A 16,770-nucleotide genomic window follows, 5' to 3' on the forward strand; every position below is an offset into this window, starting at 1 on the left:
TTCAGCTCCAGCCGAACTCGGTGCGGAGCCGGGCCGCGACCTGATCGAAGCGTGCGGGGGGAAGGACCGCGCCCTCGCGGCGGATGCCGTCCTCCGGGACGTCGAGCACGCGATCGAGTCGCACCCAGCTCGGGCGGTTCGCCGCGTCCCATGGTCCGGAGCCGATCCCGAGCCAATCGCGGTGACCGTCGCGGTCGGCGTTCGACGACAGCATCAGTCCGAGCAGCGTCGAGTCGTCGCGTCCCACCACGAGAACCGGACGGTCCTTGCCCTGCGTCGGGTCGTCCTCGTAGGCCACCCAGGTCCACACGATCTCGCCCGGATCGGCGCGGCCGTCCAGGTCGGGGGAGTATTCGAGGCGGCGCGCGCGCTGGGCGGTCGGCGTGGTGCGCGAGGCCACCGGTCGGCCGGGGGCCGGGCGCTTCGTGCCGGCGGAGGTCTTCGCGGCACCAGGCCTCGGTGCCGCCGTGGTACCGCTTCCGGAGGTGCCGGCCTGACCGGCCGAGCTCAGCGCGGCGCGTGCCTTGTCGAGCGCTCCGGACTGCTGCAACTGCTGGTAGATCTTCGGCCCCTGCTCGACGGCGAGACGCCCCAGTTGCCTGCCCAACTTCTTCCATGTACCGGCCACGGGAACCGAGCTTAACCGGACCGCACACGGGCGAAGTCCCGCCCGCCGCCCGACTTGGATATTCTGCAGGGTGACCGCGGTCTGCAGGCCGCTGCCAGTCCGAGTCAGGAGCACGACATCAGCACCTTCGCCGACACCACGTTCACGGACCCCGAAAAGATCCGGAACTTCTGCATCATCGCGCACATCGACCACGGAAAGTCGACGCTCGCCGACCGGATGCTGCAGCTCACCGGGGTGGTCGAGGAGAGGCAGATGCGCGCCCAATACCTCGACCGCATGGACATCGAGCGCGAGCGCGGCATCACGATCAAGGCGCAGAACGTGCGCCTGCCGTGGAAGCTCGACGGTGAAGACTATGTGATGCACCTGATCGACACGCCCGGTCACGTCGACTTCACCTACGAGGTCTCCCGTGCACTCGAGGCGTGCGAGGGGGCGGTCCTGCTCGTCGACGCCGCGCAGGGCATCGAGGCGCAGACCCTCGCCAACCTCTACCTCGCGCTCGACAAGGACCTGACGATCATCCCGGTCCTCAACAAGATCGATCTGCCCGCGGCCGACCCCGACCGGTACGCCGGTGAGATCGCGAACATCATCGGCTGCGAGCCGTCCGACGTGCTCCGGGTCTCGGGCAAGACCGGCGAGGGCGTCCCCGAACTCATCGACGCCGTGATCCGGCAGGTGCCGCCACCGGTCGGCAACCCCGACGCTCCCGCCCGCGCCATGATCTTCGACTCCGTCTACGACACCTACCGCGGCGTCGTGACGTACGTGCGTGTGGTGGACGGCAAGATCGTCCCCCGCGAGAAGATCAAGATGATGTCGACGGGCACGACCCACGAACTGCTCGAGGTCGGCATCGTCTCGCCCGAACCCAAGGCCACCGCAGGTCTCGGCGTCGGCGAGGTGGGCTACCTCATCACCGGCGTGAAGGACGTGCGCCAGTCGAAGGTCGGCGATACCGTCACCACCGCCCGCAACGGTGCGGAGGAGCCCCTCACCGGCTACCGCGAACCGCGCCCGATGGTCTACTCCGGCCTGTATCCGGTCGACGGCTCCGACTACCCGGTGCTGCGCGACGCGCTCGACAAGCTCCAGCTCAACGACGCCGCGCTCACCTACGAGCCCGAGACGTCCGTTGCCCTCGGCTTCGGTTTCCGCTGCGGCTTCCTCGGCCTGCTGCACATGGAGATCACCCGCGAACGCCTCGAGCGCGAGTTCGGCCTCGACCTGATCTCGACCGCCCCGAACGTGGTGTACCGCGTGGTGCTCGAGGGCGGGGAGGAAGTCGTCGTGACGAACCCGTCCGTGTGGCCCGAGGGCAAGGCACGCGAGATCTACGAGCCCATCGTCAAGTGCACCATCATCGCTCCCAGCGAGTTCATCGGCTCGATCATGGAACTGTGCCAGTCGCGGCGCGGCGAACTCGGAGGTATGGACTACCTCTCGGAGACCCGCGTCGAGCTGCGCTACACGCTGCCGATGGCCGAGATCATCTTCGACTTCTTCGACTCGCTCAAGTCGCGCACCCGCGGTTACGCCTCGATGGACTACGAGGAGGCCGGCGAGCAGGAAGCCGCCCTGGTCAAGGTCGACATCCTGCTCCAGGGCGAGGCCGTCGACGCGTTCAGCGCCATCGTCCACAAGGATGCGGCCGCCGCGTACGGCAACAAGATGACGACCAAGCTCAAGGAACTCATCCCGCGGCAGCAGTTCGAGGTTCCCGTCCAGGCGGCCATCGGTTCGAAGATCATCGCCCGCGAGAACATCCGGGCGATCCGTAAGGACGTTCTCGCCAAGTGCTACGGCGGCGACATCAGCCGTAAGCGCAAGCTGCTCGAGAAGCAGAAGGAAGGCAAGAAGCGGATGAAGACGATCGGCCGGGTCGACGTGCCGCAGGAAGCGTTCGTCGCCGCACTGTCGTCGGAGGCCTCGTCGGACAAGCCGAAGAAGTAGCCGTCCCTGCGGCGACGCCCATCGGAAGGATTCGCGTGCTCGACACCTGGCTCACCCGTGAACTCGGAATCTCCGTTCCCCTGCTGGGTGCGCCCATGGGTGGACGTGCCGGTGGGCGGCTTGCCGGCGAGGTGACCCGTGCCGGCGGTCTCGGCCTCATCGGTGCCGCTCGGTACAACACCGCGGAGTGGATCGCGGGGGAGGTCCGCACCGCCCGCGAGATCGGGGGCGGACCGGTCGGATTCGGCCTGATGACCTGGGCGCTCGCCGACGACGACAGCCTCCTCACCGCCGTGCTCGAGCACCGGCCGCAGCTGGTCACGCTCTCGTTCGGCGATCCCGCACCCTACGTCGAGCGGGTCCACGAGGCCGGGGCCGTGGTGCTCTCGCAGATCAACACGATCGACGATCTTCGGGTCGTCGAGGCTGCGGGTGTCGACGCGGTGATCGCCCAGGGTCACGAGGCCGGCGGGCACACCGGCAGGATCGGCACCCTGCCTCTGCTGCAGGAGGTGCTCGAGTCGACGTCGCTGCCGGTACTCGCCGCAGGTGGTATCGCTTCCGGTCGCGGTCTGGCGGCGGTGCTCGCGGCAGGTGGACAGGGTGCCCTGGTGGGTACGGCCCTGCTCGCGAGTCCCGAGACCGTCGGCCCCGACTACGCCCGGACCCGGCTCGTCGAGGCGGGCAGCGCCGACACCGTCTACACCGACGTCTTCGACAAGGCCCGCCACCAGCCGTGGCCGGCGCGGTGGGGTGGGCGTGCCTTGCGTAACGCGTTCACCGACGAATGGCACGGCCGGGGCGCCGACGAGGAGGCCATCGCCGCCGCGTACACGGGCGACGATCCCGATATCGGTGTGGTGTATGCGGGGGAGGCCGCCGGGCTGGTGCGGTCCGAGCGACCCGCGGGCGAGGTGATCCGGGAGATCGCCGAGCAGGCGGAGTCGCTGCTGTCCCGGTTCCGCTGAGAGCGGCCTCGGTACACGGACGTCCGCACTCGAGCTAAGGTGAGCCTCACCTGAATGGAGGTCGCCCATGCGCCGAGTCGTTCTCTCCGCGGTAGCGCTCGTATTGTTCGCCGTTCCCACCCTCGTCGCATGTTCCCCGGACACCGACGAACCGGCGACCGCCGGTGGCGACACCGTCACCGTCGAGCACTCCTACGGCACGACGACGATCGAGGGCGCCCCCGAGCGGATCGTCGCGACCTCCAGCCAATGGCTCGATGCCCTCGTCGAACTCGGAGTGCAGCCCATCGCGTACCACAGCGCCGGCTCGTACGGCGACGAGCGCGGCCTGTACCCCTGGCAGACCGAGGTCTCCCCGGATGCGGTGGCGCTGAGCTCGGCGGCGGAAACAGCGGTGCCCGTCGAGGAGGTCGCCGCCCTCGAACCCGACCTGATCCTCGGCGCCTGGCAGATCACCTCGCAGAACGATTACGACACGATCTCCGCGGTCGCTCCGACGATCGGACCTCTCGGCGAGACCGGGGTGGACCGCTGGGACGAACAGGTGCGGGTACTCGGTGAGGTCCTCGGACGTACCGACGAGGCGGAGCGGATCATCGCCGACCGCAACGCGGACATCGAGGAAGCCGCTCTGCCGGGCCTGGAGGGCCGGACCGCCGCGTTGTCGCAGTACGTGACGAACGAGCAGCAGGTCGTCGTGGTCGCCGATCCGGATGACGGTGCGGCGGCCCTGTTCTCGCAACTGGGCATGACGCTGCCGCCCGCGCTGGTCGCCGAGGGCGGAGCCGCCCAGGGGCGGGTCGTGCTCGGCCCCGAACGCGTCGACGCCCTGGTCGCCGATCTTCTGATCATCCTGCCGCGCGGTGGAACCGAACAGGACCTGATGGCCCTGCCCGGTTTCGACCGGCTGCCCGCCGTGACCGGTGGCGGTCTCGCCGTCGTCGACTTCCCCACGGTGGTCGCGTTCAACACGCCGTCGTCGCTGTCGATCGGCTATGCCCTCGACGTGATCCGTCCGCAGCTCGAGGCGGTCGCCGGCACCTGACGCCGGGTCACGGGCCGAGATGCGCCGGCCGGAAGTTACCGGCTCCGATCTCGCGTTCGGCGCGGATGACATGGACGACGGCGTTGATGAGCGCCAGGTGGGTGAAGGCCTGCGGGTAGTTCCCCAGATGCCGTCCCGTGTCGGTGTCGATCTCCTCGGCGTAGAGCTTCAACGGGCTCGCGAAGTCGAGCAGACGTTGGCACAGTGCGGCGGCCCGCTCCACCTCGCCGATCTCGACCAGCGCCGACACCAGCCAGAACGAGCAGATGGTGAACGATCCCTCTTTGCCCGCGAGCCCGTCGTCGGTCGTCTCGACCCGATAGCGCAGTACGAGCCCGTCCTCGGTGAGTTCGTCGGCGATCGCCAGCACCGTGGCCCGCACCCGCGGATCGTCCGCGGGAAGGAACCGCAGCAACGGGATCAGCAGTGCGGAGGCGTCGAGTGAGGGATGCCCGTAGCGCTGCGTGAACACCCCGCGTTCGTCGACGCCGTGTTCGAGGATGTCGGCCTTGATCTCGTCGGCGATGGCCGCCCACTTCCGGGCGTAGTCGGGACGGCCCTGGAGCTCGGCGAGTTTCGCGCCGCGGTCGAGTGCCACCCAGCACATCACCTTCGAGGACACGAAGTGCTGCGGTTCGCCCCGAACCTCCCAGATTCCCCGATCGGGCTTGCGCCAGTTGGCCGCCGCTTCTTCCACCTGCCGGCGCAGCGTGTGCAGCAACGTCTGGGGGAAATGCCCGCGGGACTTCACATGCAGATACACCGAGTCGAGCAGCGTGCCCCAGATGTCGTGCTGCTGTTGGTGGTAGGCGTCGTTGCCGATCCGCACCGGGGTGGCGCCGTCGTAGCCGCTCAGATGCTCGAGGGTCGACTCGGGCAGTTCGCGCTCGCCACCCACCCCGTACATCACCTGGAGTGGATATCGCACCCCGTCCGCGTCGCGCGAGACGTCGAGGATGAACGAGAAGAAATCGTCGGCCTCCCGGTCGAACCCGAGCGTGTACAGACCCCACAACGCGAAGGTCGAATCGCGCACCCACGCGTAGCGATAGTCCCAGTTACGCTCTCCACCAGGGGTTTCCGGTAACGAAGTGGTCGACGCGGCGAGCAGCGCCCCGGTCGGGCTGTAGGTCAGTCCCTTGAGTGTGAGGGCGCTGCGCTGCAGATAGGTGCGCCAGGGGTGATCCGGGAATCGGCCCGTCGTGATCCATTCCCGCCAGTAGTCCTGGGTGGCGACCATCTTGGCCATGGCCTCGTCGAAGGTGTGCGGCATCGGGCAGTCCGACCACGACAGCGCGACGAACGCTGTGTCGCCCTTGTGGAGTCGACGGCGCGCACGGACCTCGCGGTCCTCGATCCCGAGGCGCAGATCCGTCGTCATGCGCAGCGTCGGGTGCTCGTCCGGTGCGTTCCTGCACACCGCGGTGGCCTCTTCGTAGACCTTGCCCGTGTAGCTCCATTCGGTCCGGCCGCGGTGGTAGTCGAAGGCGGGTTCGCAGCTGACATACAGATCCACAGTCCCGTTCACGCAGCGCACCGTCCGCAGCAGCATGTGCTCGGCCTCCCAGTCGGAAGGGGTCCGGCGATGCGTCGTCGAGCGCTCCTCGATGTCGTACCAGGGGGCCATGACCAACGCGTCCCGCACGATCATCCATCCCGTGTCGGTCTGCCAGGTCGTCTCCAGGACCAGACCACCCGGCAGGTACCGGCGTGAGGCAGGGACCGTGCGGTCGTGCGGCGACAACCGGAAATGTCCCGCGCTGCGGTCCAGCAGCGATCCGAACACGCTGGGAGAGTCCGGTCGGGGCACACACATCCACTCCACGGTGCCGTCACGTGCGATCAGGCAGGTGCTCTCGCAGTCCGAGAGGAATGCGTAGTCGTCGATGGGTGGGAACGGACTCCGTCGGAAGGGTGCCCCCGACAGCGGTGATGAGGAGTGGTGATGGTGGTCCATCCCTCCATGATCACCGCGGGCCGGGCGGATCGCAGGGTGGTTGTCGAACCTACTAGGGTGTAGCCAATGGATCGGGTGGCATCGTGGTGGGACGGCTTCGAGCTCTGGCTCGCGGGCCTGTCCTTCGTCCCCCAGGTGGCTCTGGTATCGGCAGTGCTGGTGCCGGCCTGCTTCGGGGTCGCATGGTTGCTCGATCGGGCGATGGCCGGCGTCTTTCGGATGCTCGGCCGTGGAGAGACGGACTCGCCCGCCACAACGACGGAGGATTGCTGACATGCCGCGTTCGCGCGTGACCCTGGCGCTGATCGCGCTGCTGATCATCGTCGTCGTCGCATGGCTCCTCTCCATGTGAGTGCCCCTGCTCGCGGATCCGGTTCCGGTGCTCGATCCGCGATGTCCGAATCGTCGATTTCGGTCGACCTTCGACCTCTGCTAGTCTCTCCCGCGTGTCCGCGACCACAGTGCCCTGCATCCGCCATGAACTGGCGTTGATCGCTGTGGGTATGCCTTCGGTTGCCGACATCGACTGTTGTCGCTGACTCTTTTCTTCTCTGCGGTCCCCGTCTCCGGATCTCCCCGGTTCCTGCCGGCTTCCGCATCCTCGCGAATTTCGACCGGTCCGATCCCGGCAACCCCCTCTCGTCCGGGTCGGGTCGCATTCATCACCCTCGAAACAGCCCCTCAGGAGGCTCGTCATGAAACGTTCCAGGCTCGTCGTCGCAATGCTCGCGGCGGTCACCGCGCTCACCCTGACCGCCACCGCCTGCTCCGGAGGTTCGAGCGACACGGTCGGAGCGCAGAGCGGCGCCGACGGATCCGGCGGCACGGTCAACCTCTACGCCTACGCGGTGCCGAAGGTCGGCTTCGACTCGCTGATTCCTGCCTTCCAGGAGACCGAGGAAGGGGAGGGCGTCGTCTTCCAGCAGTCCTACGGCGCCTCCGGGGATCAGTCCCGCAAGGTGCGCGACGGTGCCGAGGCGGGCTTCGTGAACTTCTCCGTCGAGCCGGACATCACCCGGCTGGTCGACGCAGGACTGGTCGACGAGGGATGGAAGGACAATGCCTACAACGGAATTCCGTTCGGATCGGTCGTCACCATCGTGGTCCGTGAGGGCAACCCCAAGAACATCCGGGACTGGGACGACCTGCTGCGCCCGGACGTCGAGGTCGTCACCCCCAACCCGTTCAGCTCGGGTTCGGCGAAGTGGAATCTGCTCGCCCCGTACGCCGCGAAGAGCAACGGTGGCGCCGACCCGCAGGCCGGCATCGACTACGTCACCGCGTTGGTCACCGATCACGTGAAGGTGCAGCCGAAGTCCGGACGCGAGGCCACCGAGACCTTCCTTCAGGGCACCGGCGACGTGCTGCTGAGCTACGAGAACGAGGCATTGTTCATCGAGCGCAACGGCGACCCCGTCGAGCACGTCACCCCGCCCGTCACTTTCAAGATCGAGAACCCGGCAGCGGTGCTGAAGAATGCGAAGGACGCCGAGGTCGCGCAGGCTTTCAACGACTTCCTGTACACCACCGAGGCACAGCGATTGTGGGCCGAAGCAGGCTTCCGGCCCGTCGACCCGGCCGTCGCCGAAGAGTTCGCCGACGAGTTCCCGCAGCCGGAGAAGCTGTGGACCGTCGCCGATCTCGGCGGCTGGGAGACCGTCGACGAGGAGCTGTTCGCGGACGGCACCGGTACCATCGCCGTGATCTACGACAACGCCACGAAGTAGGGCACGAGCGTGACCCTCTCGGAACACACTGCCGGGACGGGAGATTCGTCTCCCGCCCCGGCGGGTTCGCGTCGCGGGCCGTCCGCCGCGGCCCCCACCCGATCGCGTCGCCGGATGTTCACCGGTGCCGTGGGACCACTCGGCATCGGTATCGCCACCCTGTGGTTGAGTCTGATCGTCCTGCTACCCCTCGCGGCCCTGGCCTTCCACTCCGTCTCGGACGGTCTCGGGACCTTCGTCGACGCCATCACCGCACCGGCCGCGCTGGCGACCCTGCGGATCACCGTCGTCGTCTCGCTCGTCGTCGCGGCCGTCAATGCGGTGATGGGCACGGTGATCGCCTGGGTTCTCGTCCGTGACGAGTTCCCGGGGAAGAAGTTCGTCAACGCCCTGATCGACCTTCCCTTCGCCCTGCCCACGATCGTTGCGAGCATCGTGCTGCTCTCGCTGTACGGACCGCAGAGCCCGATCGGCGTGCAACTCAACGCGACCGAGCCGGGACTGGTGGTCGCACTCGCGTTCGTCACGCTGCCCTTCGTGGTGCGCTCCGTGCAGCCGGTGCTCATCGAGGCCGACCGCGAGGTCGAGGAGGCCGCCGCCTCACTCGGGGCCGGCAACTTCACGATCTTCCGCACGGTCGTCCTGCCGGTGCTCGCGCCGGCAATCCTCGGCGGCACCGGGCTCGCCTTCGCCCGCGCCATCGGTGAGTACGGCTCGATCGTGCTCATCGGCGGCAACATCCCCAACAAGACGCAGGTCGCGTCGCAGTACATCCAGCAGCAGATCGAGATCGACCGGCCGGTCAACGCCGCCGCGGTCTCCGTCGCGCTGTTGGCGATCGCGTTCGTCGTGCTGTTCGTCCTACGCCTGGTCGCGAACCGGGGGTTGCGCCGAGAGGAGGACGACCGGTGAAACCGTCCCTCGCATCCCGACTGTCGCTGCGTTTCGTCGCACTCGCGTACCTGTTCGTTCTGCTGCTCGTCCCGATCGGGGTGATCCTCTACCGCACCTTCGAGAACGGCATCGTGGCGTTCGCCGAGTCGATCAGTACCCCCGCGGCGATCTCGGCCCTGAACCTGTCGTTGCTGATCGTCACGATCGTCGTGCCAGTGAACGTCGTGTTCGGCATCGTCGTAGCGCTGGCGCTCGTCCGCGGCAGATTCCCCGGGAGGGGACTGTTGCAGGCCGTCGTCGACCTGCCCTTCGCCGTCTCGCCGATCGTCGTGGGTGTCGCGCTGATCATGCTGTGGGGAGCCGGCGGCTGGTTCGGGGCCGTCGAGGACCTCGGATTCAAGGTCATCTTCGGGCTGCCGGGCATGGTCCTCGCGACGATCTTCGTGACCCTGCCGTTCGTCGTGCGCGAGGTCGAACCGGTGCTGCGCGAGATCGGGGAGGAGCAGGAGCAGGCCGCCGCCACCCTCGGCGCGAACACCTGGCAGACCTTCTGGCGCATCACGCTGCCGGCGATCCGCTGGGGCCTGACCTACGGCATCGTGCTCACCGTCGCGCGAGCGCTGGGCGAGTTCGGTGCGGTCATCATGGTCTCGTCCGGCTTCCCCGGCGTCTCCCAGACGCTGACGCTACTCGTCCACGCCCGGTACATCGACGACCACAACACCTTCGGCGCCTACAGCGCCGCGACCCTGCTCATGGCCATCGCGGTGATCGTGCTGCTGCTGATGACCCTGCTCGACCGGAAGAGGAGCACCGAATGATCACCGTCACCGGGGCGCGCAAGAACTACGGAGACTTCGCCGCACTCGACGACGTCGACATCGACATCCCGACCGGCTCGCTCACCGCGCTGCTCGGGCCGTCGGGTTCGGGAAAGTCGACCCTGCTGCGTTCGATCGCCGGCCTCGAGACCCTCGACGAGGGCACCGTCCACATCGCCGGCGAGGACGTCACCGACATCTCCCCGCAGAAGCGCGACATCGGCTTCGTCTTCCAGCACTACGCGGCGTTCAAACACATGACGGTGCGCGAGAACGTCGCCTTCGGACTGAAGATCCGCAAACGCCCGAAGGCCGAGATCACCAGGCGGGTCGACGAACTTCTCGAGATCGTCGGACTCGGCGGGTTCCAGCGGCGCTATCCCGCACAGCTGTCGGGTGGCCAGCGCCAGCGCATGGCGCTCGCCCGTGCTCTCGCGGTCGATCCCCAGGTGCTGCTGCTCGACGAGCCGTTCGGGGCCCTGGATGCGAAGGTCCGCGCCGACCTTCGCACCTGGCTGCGCCGCCTCCACGACGAGGTCCACGTCACCACCGTGCTGGTGACACACGACCAGGAGGAGGCGCTCGACGTCGCCGACCGCATCGCGGTGATGAATGCCGGGCGCATCGAGCAGATCGGAACGCCCGTGGAACTCTACGATCGCCCGGCGAACAGCTTCGTCATGTCGTTCCTCGGGACGGTGTCCAAGCTCAACGGTGTGCTGGTGCGCCCGCACGACATCCGGCTGGCTCGGCAGCCCGGCCTCCCCGAGTCCTCCGGTGGAGCGGTCGGTGTCACGCGGGCGATCGTGGAGCGGGTGGTCCGGCTGGGCTTCGAGGTCCGGATCGAACTGCGCAACGCCGCGACCGGCGAGCAGTTCACGACGCAGGTCACCCGTGGCGAAGCCCAGGACCTGCGACTGGTCGCCGGCGATATCGTCTACGCGCACGCTCCTGCCGCGTCGGAAGACGAACCGCTCGGCATCCTCGCGCCGTGAACGAGGTAGGTGAACGAGGTCAGTGGGCTTCGGCATCCGCTTCCGCACGGCGGCGGGCCCTGCAGATCATGACCGGACAGCAGCTGTGGTGGATCAGCCCCTGACTGCTCGAGCCCACGATCGAGGCGGCCAGGGGGCTTCGGCCGTGGCTTCCCACCACGATCAACTGGGCGGTCTTCGACTCCTCGAGCAGCACGATGTCGGGCTTGCCTCGCTCCACCCGGTAGGAGACGTCCACGTCGGGATACTGCTCGGTGTATCCGGCCGTGTTCGCGACCATCTCGTTCTTCCGGTAGTCGACGTAGGCCGACCAGTCCCTGAATCGTGAGCCTTCGCCGTAGGTCAGTGTCGACTGATCCGTCCAGGTGTGGAGCACGACGAGCGGCGCCTCGAGTGCCGCAGACGTTGCGAAGGCCTGCTCGACGGCGACCGCGCTGAGTTCGGTGCCGTCCACTCCGACGACGACCGGGCGTCCGTCGGGCGGTCGGAATCCGTCCCGGCTGCGCCACGTGACGACCGGGCATTCGGCGTGGTTGGCGACCGACACGACATCGGATCGCCGGACCATCGACTGCCACTCGGTGGTGGTGGTGTGGCCGAGGACGACCATCCGTGCGGATCGCGACAGGTCGGTGAGCACCTTGTCCGGCTTGCCCGACGGCGTGGACCGGCGGACCTCGATCCGGTCGACCGCGGCGCGCGCTGCCGCTTCCGCGGCGGTGAGGACCGCCTCCGACGGTTCGGTCTCGTCGTCGGAGGCGTGCGGATGCACGTGGACGAGTTCGACCGGTTCGCCGAGACGCCGGGCGACGCAGGCGGCCCAGCGAGCGGCATCGACCGCGCTGTCCGATCCGTCGATCCCGACGACGATGCCGTGAGCGGCGTTGGCTGTGCCCATGGTGCCTCCTCGCGTCACCGTCCAGTGTGGTACGGATCACAGTGTGTGCGCCAGCCCTGCAGGTTCCGGCACGTGCGGATCACCGCGTGCGGAGGCCCTAGTCGCCGACGGCATCCTTGCCGCGCTGGACGATCTTCGAGTCGGCCGGGAAGACGATCTGCCGGTCCTTGTCGTCGTACTCGAATTGGTTGAGGAAGAACCGCATCGCGTTGATGCGGGCACGCTTCTTGTCGTTCGACTTGATCGTCGTCCACGGGGCGTGGTCGGTGTCGGTGCGACGGAACATCTCTTCCTTCGCCTCGGTATACAGATCCCACTTGTCGAGCGACTCGAGGTCCATCTCCGACAGCTTCCAACGGCGGACGGGGTCGAGCTGGCGAATCGCGAACCGTGTGCGCTGTTCGTTCCGCGTGACCGAGAACCAGAACTTGGTCAACGAGATCCCGGCGTCGACGATGAGCTGCTCGAACATCGGGATCTGCGTGATGAAGCGTTCGTACTCCTCGTCGCTGCAGAAGCCCATGACTCGCTCGACGCCGGCGCGGTTGTACCAGGATCGGTCGAACATCACGAGCTCACCGGCAGTGGGGAAGTGCTGGATGTAGCGCTGCATGTACCACTGGCCCGCCTCACGGTCGGACGGTTTGTTGAGCGCGACGGTCCGGGCGTGCCGGGTATTGATGTACTCCTGGAACCGCTTGATCGTGCCGCCCTTACCGGCCGCGTCACGGCCCTCGAACACGATGATGTGCTTGCATCCGTTGTCCTTGGACCACGACTGGAACTTCAGCAGTTCGATCTGCAGAAGATACTTCTCGACCTCGTAGGTGGCCCGGTCCATCCGGGTGTCGTACGGATAGTTCTCCCGCCAGGTGTCGACGGCCCGGCCCTCGATGTCGATCAGATCGGGGTCCTCACCGTGATCGTCGCGTACCGAGAAGCCCTCCGTACGGAGCCGATCGATGTAGCGACGCAGTTCGTTCTGCACGCGGTGCCCTCCCGGATCCCGATGTCGAGTGACGCTCTGATTCACGTTTCTAGCGGAGGAACGTGAACGGCGCGTGGATTCCGTCCGGGAACGGTGTGATGCGCGTCAGGCCACGCGCGGCAGGTGCGCCCGGCGCACGGTGTCGGAATAGCGCGCGGCGATTACGCCGGCGACGGCGCTGTGATCCGTGAGGGTGGTTGCGATCCGTACGTTCGGTACCGACTCGGCGACGGAACACGCACGATCCCACAGCAATCCCGGAGCGAGGATCCACGGTGCCAGCACGAGGGTGCGTGCACCGCTCCGGGACAGAGAGCCGAGTGCCGAGCCCACCGACGGCTCGGCGGAGGTGGCGAAGCATGCCGAAGCCCTCGTCCACGCCGTTCCGGCCAGGATCCGCGGCACGACCGGTTCCGTCGCGCGGTTCGCATCGGGGCGTCGCGACCCCACCGCGCACACCGCGACGCCCACGGACGGATCGTCCACCGACACACCCGTCGCCGTGATCAGGTCGCGAGCCGCGTCGACGAGGAGACCGTCGTCGCCGAGAATGGGTGAGCACAGCACCTCGAGCCGCGGATGGCGCTGCCGGGCTTCGCGCAACAGCGCCGGCAGATCGACCCGCGCGTGGAAGGCGCTGCCGAGAAGCAGAGGCACCACCGCGACCTGCCGATGGCCGTCCGCGGCGAGTGCGTCGAGGACCTGTCCGACGGATGGGGTGTTCAGGTCCAGGAAGGCGAGCCGCACGTCCAGGCCGGGGTTCTCGGCCCGGACGGTATCGAGCGCGGCAGCCACGGCCCGCGACGATCGCGGGTCGCGACTGCCGTGCGCGACGGCGACGAGCGGCATCATGCCGGGACGCGGTCCCCGAGTTCGATGTCGGCGAGTCCGTCGCCCACGAGACCGGCAGCGAGGGTGTTGCCTCCGGCCGGATCGATGAGCAGGAAGCTGCCGCTGCGACGATTGACGCGGTAGTCGTCCGCGGCGATCGGCTCGGCCACACGCACCGTGATGCGCGCGATCTCGTTGAGTTCGATGCTCTCCGGGCTGGGGACGGAGGACAGGTCCTGCTCGTCGAACCGCTGGTCGATCGTCCCGATGATGGCCTGGGTGGTGCGGGTACCGTGCTTGAGCAGCAGCCGGGCGCCGGGGCGCAGCGGCTTCTCGGCGAGCCAGCACACGGTGGCCTCGAACTCGGACAGCGGCTCCGGTGCGGCCTCCGGGGTGGCGATGATGTCGCCGCGGGAGACGTCGACATCGTCGGCGAGCACCAGGGTCACCGACCGGCCGGCGTGCGCCACATCGAATGCGCCGTCGGCACTGTCGATGCGCTCGACGGTGGTGCGGACACCGGACGGCAGCACGACGACCTCGTCGCCGGGCCGTACGGAACCCGCCGCGATCTGACCCGCGTAGCCGCGGTAGTCGGGGAATTCCGCCGTACGGGGCCGGATCACGTACTGCACCGGGAAACGCAGACCGGTCTCGTGCCGGCCGTGCACATCCGCATCGACGGGAACGGACTCGAGATACTCGATGAGGGTCGGACCGTCGTAGTAGGGCGTGTTCTCGCTGCGCACCGCCACGTTGTCGCCGTGCAGCGCGGAGACCGGGATCTCCTGCACGTCCTCGGTCGCCCAGCCGAGCGAACTCGTCAGCTCGCCGAACTCCGCGGAGATCTGCGCGAACACCGCGGCCGGATCCTCGACGAGGTCGATCTTGTTGACCGCGAGGACCAGCTTCGGCACACCGAGCAGGGCCAGCACCGCGGCGTGCTTGCGGGTCTGCGAGACGACGCCCTTGCGCGCGTCGACCAGCAGGACGACGAGCTGCGCGGTGGAGGCACCCGAGACGGTGTTGCGGGTGTACTGGACGTGGCCCGGGGTGTCCGCCAGGACGAAGCTGCGCTTCGGCGTGGCGAAGTAGCGGTACGCCACATCGATGGTGATGCCCTGCTCACGCTCGGCGCGAAGGCCGTCGACGAGCAGCGACAGGTCGGGGGTGTCGAGGCCGCGGTCGACCGACGCACGGGTGACGGCGTCGATCTGGTCGGCGAGCACGGATTTGGTGTCGTACAGCAGCCGGCCCACCAGGGTGGACTTGCCGTCGTCGACCGAACCGGCGGTGGCGAGGCGCAGCAGCTGCGTGTCGCTCTGCACGCTCCGCTCGTGGAGGTCGCTCATGATCAGAAGTAGCCCTCTCGCTTGCGGTCTTCCATCGCCGCTTCGGAAACCCGGTCGTCGCCGCGCGTGGCGCCGCGCTCGGTCAGTCGTGATGCCGCGACCTCGGCGAGGATCTCCTCGTTCGTGGAGGCCTCGGACAGGATCGCGCCGGTGGTCGAACCGTCGCCGACGGTGCGGTAGCGCACCGAACGCACCTCGAGCTGTTCACCCTCGGCCGGTCCGCCCCAGACACCCGGGGTCATCCACATACCGTCACGGCGGTAGACGGGACGCTCGTGCGTGTAGTAGATGCTCGCCAGTTCGACGTTCTCACGGGCGATGTAGCGCCAGATGTCGAGCTCGGTGAAGTTGCTGAGCGGGAAGACGCGCACATGCTCACCGGGTGCGTGCCGCCCGTTGTACAGATTCCACAGCTCGGGGCGCTGACGCTTCGGATCCCACTGGCCGAAGGCGTTGCGCAGGGAGAAGATCCGCTCCTTGGCGCGCGAACGCTCCTCGTCGCGGCGGCCTCCGCCGAAGACGGCGTCGAACCGGTTCTCCGAGATCGCGTCGAGCAGCGGCACGGTCTGCAGCGGGTTGCGGATGCCGTCGGGACGCTCGGTGAGCCGGCCGTCGGCGAGATAGTCCTCGACGCTCGCGACGTGGAGCCGCAGGTTGTACTTCGAGACCACGTGGTCGCGGAACTCGAGGACCTCGGGCAGGTTGTGGCCGGTGTCGACGTGCAGCAGAGCGAACGGCAGCGGCGCGGGCCAGAATGCCTTGATCGCCAGATGCAGCAGGACGGTGGAGTCCTTGCCTCCGGAGAACAGGATGACGGGACGTTCGAACTCGCCGGCGACCTCGCGGAAGACGTGGATCGCCTCCGACTCGAGGGCATCGAGGGTGTCGAACCGGTTGCCGTCCAGCAACGTCCGGGCTTCGGTGGGATTCGTATCGGTGAGTGTCATGAGGCGTGCAACCCGCATTCGGTCTTGGCTCGGCCGGCCCAGCGCCCGCTGCGCGGATCGGCTCCGGGAAGTGGTTTGGTGGTGCACGGGGCGCACCCGATGGACGGGTAGCCCTCGTCGACGAGGGGATTGACGAGGATCCCGTGTTCGTCGATGTAGTTCTGCATGTCCTCGTCGGACCATGCCGCGATCGGATTGATCTTCACCAGTCCGAACGCGTCGTCGAAGGAGACGAGCGGAGCGTTCGCGCGTGTGGGGGCCTCGACGCGGCGGATGCCGGTCACCCATGCGCGGTAACCCTTCAGGCTCTCCGTCAGCGGCACCACCTTGCGCAGGCGGCAGCACTCGTTCGGATCGCGGGCGAACAGGTCCTTGCCGAGCAGGGCGTCCTGCTCGGCGACGGACTGCTGCGCCTGCGCGTTGACGATGTTCACGCCGTACACCTGCGCCACCGCGTCACGCGTGCCGAGCGTCTCGGCGAAGTGGTAGCCGGTGTCGAGAAACAGCACGTCCACACCGGGACGCTGCTGCGCGGCGAGATGGACCAGGACCCCGTCCTGCATGTTGGACGCGACGATGTAGCCGCTGCGCCCGCTGTCGGTGGGGACGCCGAACGTCTCGTCCGTCCACCGCAGGAGTTCCTGCGCCGACGCACCCTCGAGCTCTGCCGCCCCCTGCGCGGCAATACTCCGGAGCTCGTCGATGTTCGTGTCGATCGTCATCGCGTCCCTTCCCGATCAGTCTTCGTGTCGACCGCTGC

Annotated in this window: 17 protein-coding genes; 9 read left to right on the top strand and 8 right to left on the bottom strand. The window is 67.8% G+C overall.

Translation table 11 applies throughout. The features are described 5' to 3' along the window. Window position 1: 1 nt before the first annotated feature. Window positions 2–628, bottom strand: coding sequence for a type II toxin-antitoxin system PemK/MazF family toxin (locus GON09_RS02290; protein WP_213930423.1), 627 nt, complete (start codon window positions 626–628; stop codon window positions 2–4). A 60-nt stretch (window positions 629–688) separates the two neighbouring features. On the opposite strand from GON09_RS02290, the gene lepA reads away from it, so the two are divergent. From lepA to GON09_RS02305, 3 genes are all read left to right on the top strand, one after another. Further along, a complete protein-coding gene (gene lepA / locus GON09_RS02295; RefSeq protein ID WP_374195377.1) occupies window positions 689–2,587 on the top strand; it encodes a translation elongation factor 4 in 1,899 nt (632 codons plus the stop codon). A 35-nt stretch (window positions 2,588–2,622) separates the two neighbouring features. After that, on the top strand, window positions 2,623–3,555 hold the full coding sequence (locus GON09_RS02300) for an NAD(P)H-dependent flavin oxidoreductase (protein ID WP_213930424.1): 933 nt from the start codon (window positions 2,623–2,625) through the stop codon (window positions 3,553–3,555). A gap of 67 nt (window positions 3,556–3,622) precedes the next feature. Continuing rightward, on the top strand, window positions 3,623–4,600 hold the full coding sequence (locus GON09_RS02305) for an ABC transporter substrate-binding protein (RefSeq protein WP_213930425.1): 978 nt from the start codon (window positions 3,623–3,625) through the stop codon (window positions 4,598–4,600). Window positions 4,601–4,607: 7 nt separating this feature from the next. On the opposite strand, the gene GON09_RS02310 is transcribed toward GON09_RS02305, so the two are convergent. After that, window positions 4,608–6,557, bottom strand: coding sequence for a glycoside hydrolase family 15 protein (locus GON09_RS02310; RefSeq protein ID WP_213930426.1), 1,950 nt, complete (start codon window positions 6,555–6,557; stop codon window positions 4,608–4,610). 66 nt (window positions 6,558–6,623) lie between these two features. Here GON09_RS02310 and GON09_RS02315 point away from each other — a divergent pair, with 66 nt between their 5' ends. The 6 genes from GON09_RS02315 to GON09_RS02335 all read left to right on the top strand — a co-directional run bounded on the left by GON09_RS02315 (window position 6,624) and on the right by GON09_RS02335 (window position 10,994). After that, window positions 6,624–6,830, top strand: a complete 207-nt coding sequence (locus GON09_RS02315; RefSeq protein WP_213930427.1) for a hypothetical protein — start codon at window positions 6,624–6,626, stop codon at window positions 6,828–6,830. Between the two features lie 188 nt (window positions 6,831–7,018). Next, window positions 7,019–7,096: an Ms4533A family Cys-rich leader peptide gene (locus tag GON09_RS28955; RefSeq protein ID WP_374195379.1), complete on the top strand. Its 78-nt coding sequence runs from the start codon at window positions 7,019–7,021 to the stop codon at window positions 7,094–7,096. A 156-nt stretch (window positions 7,097–7,252) separates the two neighbouring features. Then, on the top strand, window positions 7,253–8,284 hold the full coding sequence (locus GON09_RS02320) for a sulfate ABC transporter substrate-binding protein (RefSeq protein WP_213930428.1): 1,032 nt from the start codon (window positions 7,253–7,255) through the stop codon (window positions 8,282–8,284). Window positions 8,285–8,398: 114 nt separating this feature from the next. Beyond that, window positions 8,399–9,196: a sulfate ABC transporter permease subunit CysT gene (gene cysT / locus GON09_RS02325; RefSeq protein WP_213934232.1), complete on the top strand. Its 798-nt coding sequence runs from the start codon at window positions 8,399–8,401 to the stop codon at window positions 9,194–9,196. Beyond that, window positions 9,193–9,999, top strand: coding sequence for a sulfate ABC transporter permease subunit CysW (gene cysW / locus GON09_RS02330; protein WP_213930429.1), 807 nt, complete (start codon window positions 9,193–9,195; stop codon window positions 9,997–9,999). The genes cysT and cysW overlap by 4 nt, the downstream gene beginning before the upstream one ends. Further along, on the top strand, window positions 9,996–10,994 hold the full coding sequence (locus GON09_RS02335) for a sulfate/molybdate ABC transporter ATP-binding protein (protein WP_213930430.1): 999 nt from the start codon (window positions 9,996–9,998) through the stop codon (window positions 10,992–10,994). The genes cysW and GON09_RS02335 overlap by 4 nt, the downstream gene beginning before the upstream one ends. Before the next feature lie 19 nt (window positions 10,995–11,013). Here the strand turns inward: GON09_RS02335 and GON09_RS02340 are convergent, their stop codons facing one another. From GON09_RS02340 to GON09_RS02365, 6 genes are all read right to left on the bottom strand, one after another. Beyond that, the gene (locus GON09_RS02340; protein ID WP_213930431.1) at window positions 11,014–11,892 is read right to left on the bottom strand and encodes a universal stress protein; all 879 of its coding nucleotides are present in this window, start codon (window positions 11,890–11,892) and stop codon (window positions 11,014–11,016) included. 97 nt (window positions 11,893–11,989) lie between these two features. Then, the gene (ppk2, locus tag GON09_RS02345) at window positions 11,990–12,880 is read right to left on the bottom strand and encodes a polyphosphate kinase 2 (protein WP_213930432.1); all 891 of its coding nucleotides are present in this window, start codon (window positions 12,878–12,880) and stop codon (window positions 11,990–11,992) included. Window positions 12,881–12,985: 105 nt separating this feature from the next. Further along, a complete protein-coding gene (locus GON09_RS02350; protein ID WP_213930433.1) occupies window positions 12,986–13,732 on the bottom strand; it encodes a sirohydrochlorin chelatase in 747 nt (248 codons plus the stop codon). Continuing rightward, complete coding sequence (locus GON09_RS02355) at window positions 13,729–15,063, bottom strand: sulfate adenylyltransferase subunit 1 (protein ID WP_213930434.1); 1,335 nt, start codon at window positions 15,061–15,063, stop codon at window positions 13,729–13,731. Before GON09_RS02355 ends, GON09_RS02350 begins: the two co-directional genes overlap by 4 nt. Window positions 15,064–15,065: 2 nt before the next feature. Continuing rightward, window positions 15,066–16,010 carry a sulfate adenylyltransferase subunit CysD gene (cysD, locus tag GON09_RS02360; protein WP_213930435.1) on the bottom strand — a complete coding sequence of 315 codons (945 nt, stop codon included), beginning with the start codon at window positions 16,008–16,010 and terminating at the stop codon, window positions 15,066–15,068. Continuing rightward, window positions 16,007–16,732, bottom strand: a complete 726-nt coding sequence (locus tag GON09_RS02365; protein WP_213930436.1) for a phosphoadenylyl-sulfate reductase — start codon at window positions 16,730–16,732, stop codon at window positions 16,007–16,009. The genes cysD and GON09_RS02365 overlap by 4 nt, the downstream gene beginning before the upstream one ends. Between the last annotated feature and the right edge of the window lie 38 nt (window positions 16,733–16,770).

It is taken from the genome of Rhodococcus sp. B50, assembly GCF_013602415.1.
In the GTDB taxonomy this organism is placed as follows: Bacteria; Actinomycetota; Actinomycetes; order Mycobacteriales; family Mycobacteriaceae; genus Rhodococcus.

Bases quoted from the DNA above. Each gene is read 5' to 3' on its own strand.
- GON09_RS02340 (WP_213930431.1), bottom strand. From the start codon at position 11,892: ATGGGCACAGCCAACGCCGCTCACGGCATCGTCGTCGGGATCGACGGA.
- cysT (WP_213934232.1), top strand. From the start codon at position 8,399: ATGTTCACCGGTGCCGTGGGACCACTCGGCATCGGTATCGCCACCCTG.
- GON09_RS02350 (WP_213930433.1), bottom strand. From the start codon at position 13,732: ATGATGCCGCTCGTCGCCGTCGCGCACGGCAGTCGCGACCCGCGATCG.
- GON09_RS02310 (WP_213930426.1), bottom strand. From the start codon at position 6,557: ATGGACCACCATCACCACTCCTCATCACCGCTGTCGGGGGCACCCTTC.
- GON09_RS02355 (WP_213930434.1), bottom strand. From the start codon at position 15,063: ATGAGCGACCTCCACGAGCGGAGCGTGCAGAGCGACACGCAGCTGCTG.
- cysD (WP_213930435.1), bottom strand. From the start codon at position 16,010: ATGACACTCACCGATACGAATCCCACCGAAGCCCGGACGTTGCTGGAC.
- GON09_RS02305 (WP_213930425.1), top strand. From the start codon at position 3,623: ATGCGCCGAGTCGTTCTCTCCGCGGTAGCGCTCGTATTGTTCGCCGTT.
- GON09_RS02320 (WP_213930428.1), top strand. From the start codon at position 7,253: ATGAAACGTTCCAGGCTCGTCGTCGCAATGCTCGCGGCGGTCACCGCG.
- GON09_RS02365 (WP_213930436.1), bottom strand. From the start codon at position 16,732: ATGACGATCGACACGAACATCGACGAGCTCCGGAGTATTGCCGCGCAG.
- GON09_RS02335 (WP_213930430.1), top strand. From the start codon at position 9,996: ATGATCACCGTCACCGGGGCGCGCAAGAACTACGGAGACTTCGCCGCA.
- GON09_RS02315 (WP_213930427.1), top strand. From the start codon at position 6,624: ATGGATCGGGTGGCATCGTGGTGGGACGGCTTCGAGCTCTGGCTCGCG.